The 2,302-nt window shown below is 26.1% G+C and carries 1 protein-coding gene; it reads right to left on the reverse strand.

The genetic code is table 11. The features are described from left to right. Window positions 1-538 precede the first annotated feature (538 nt). Window positions 539-1,510 carry a DUF418 domain-containing protein gene (locus ACIBF5_RS32660; protein ID WP_029376514.1) on the reverse strand — a complete coding sequence of 324 codons (972 nt, stop codon included), beginning with the start codon at window positions 1,508-1,510 and terminating at the stop codon, window positions 539-541. Window positions 1,511-2,302: the final 792 nt, after the last annotated feature.

Raw genomic sequence — 2,302 nt, forward strand, 5'->3', positions numbered from 1 at the left:
ACAGTACAAATCACTAGACAATTCTTGTATACAGATTAACAATTAGTTTGTAAGAGTTGTTCACCTCTTATTATATTTTTCACATAGGTTCTCCGAAACTTACTGACAAATTTTAAGATTTGTGCTAAACCACAATTGGTGTAGCTTTTTAAGTTATTATGTTCTTATCTAAAAAAATAAAGTCGCAATTTGTAATTTGTATAACTGCATTTAAAATTATGAGGTAAAAAACTTCTGTTGTGCAAAGAAAGCAATATTATTAAGATTAAGAATGTTTTAAGAGAAACTAACATAAAAGAATAGTATATTTCTAGTCGTTATAGGGCATTAACATTTTATCTTAGATGTTTTAATATTATTTTTCATTTTTAGATGAATTACAGTTTGACGTAGAATTAAACTTCTCTTCTTGACTAGCTATTCTTTTCTTAGATTTATCTTTTTGAAAACTATCGCTATGAGAAGTATTATTTTCATTATACAATCCTTCCTTTTACTCATTGTCATATTTATATAATCAGTAGTATGTTCTTCTAAATTATTTGTTTTGAATATTTTTATAAGTCCACATGCGCCATATTTTTTCTAATGGTCCTTGCTTAAAGTATTTTAACCATACTTTTGTTAATACAGACATTATCAATATCGTTATCACTGATATTAAAATCGATCGACTTGGTGTAGGACAACTAGAATTGAAGAATATTCTAATAATTAAATTTAATAATAGAATTTGTAATATAAAGTTGGTAAATGCGGTTTTGCCAACTTTTTCAGCTGGCTTTAACCATTGTCGAACCCTCTGACTTTGAGTAATAAACATCAGTAAAATAAAGTAAATAAAAGTTTGTAAAGGGGTTATTAAATATAATATTAAATTTTTATCAAAATCAAAATACATCCAATTTAAATCTACTAAAGTGATAATAATAAGTCCTATAATTAATGAGACTAAATATTGACGCTTATATTCCTTAAAATTAGATATTGTTCCACTTTGCCATAAAAATAATCCTAAGAGCATATCCAAAGTGATTGCAATATTAAGATGAAAGAAATTATTCTGATAAATACTGATAGCAATAAAAGATAAAATAACAACTATTAAGAATATTAGTGTTAATTTAGGTTTTTTTAAGTTTTCAACGAACATAATAATTAATCCTATGATAGCGTAAGGAAGAAAGGGGGTTAGAAACATAAAAGTCATAATACCCACAATTAAAAGGAACAACAGTCTCCTAAACATTAACTTTAAGGGTGATAAGTTTTTTCTACGTGCATTATCCATAAATATCCCCATACTAATGCCAAATAGTAGTGAAAATAAACCTATGAACTTATTTTCTATAAAAATTTCTTCAAGATTATAAATGATAGCATCTGTATGTGTCTCTATAATATTCTCACCAGCTACTCTAGGAATTACTTCTAAACTATTCATAAATACGATAAGATATATCGCTAAACCTCTAATAATATCTAAACTTACAATACGTCTTTGTTTCATAAGTTCTCCTTTATCATAAAAAATTTAATGGAATTCTGCATTTTAGTTAGTTTTTATAGATAAGTAATATCTAATAATACTACCCTATAATTTAATCAAAATTCTAAGACCATTAATTAGTGATATACGCTAGATTTTTTTCGAATTGGTCTTTAGATATATCATTGAAAATAGTTTTAATTTCTTTTTTTGAATAATCTTTTATAATCATTTCTAAAGTATGGTATTTTTCTAAAAACTTCTGTCTTTGTACATATTTAAAAACGGGGGGGATGTGACTACTCTTTTTATAATATAAGTAATACAATATAAATTTATGTTGTTCATAATAAGAATTAACTTCGTACTTTCTAGAAAGTAATTGTATTTTTCGTAAGGAATTAGTTTTTTTAAAAGCCTTTTTAATAAGTTTATGCTTATTATATTTTGGCAACGCCACACATAGCATCTCGTATTCAAGAAATGTTAGATCAAAAATTAAACTTTTTAGATAATATGTATCCATTTATTATACCTCCGATAAATTCTAACTTAGCTTATCGTGTGGTTATATTAACGATATGACTACCTTCTCTATTTCTATCTTCAGTATAAATTAATGAATACTTATGGTTAAAGTATTCTGACTATCCATATCCATTTTTGGCAAAAATTTTATATACGATGAAATACTAATATTGTGTGATATATTATCTAAAATCAAAACCACCCGTATGAAAGGGTGGTTTGTTCTACGGCTATAAGCCTTTCTTACTGGCCAGTCCTAAAAGGGCACTGATAGGTCAGCCAACT

This window comes from Micromonospora sp. NPDC050417 (genome assembly GCF_044458865.1).
GTDB lineage: Bacteria > Actinomycetota > Actinomycetes > Mycobacteriales > Micromonosporaceae > Micromonospora_G.

Bases quoted from the DNA above. Each gene is read 5' to 3' on its own strand.
- ACIBF5_RS32660 (WP_029376514.1), bottom strand. From the start codon at position 1,510: ATGAAACAAAGACGTATTGTAAGTTTAGATATTATTAGAGGTTTAGCG.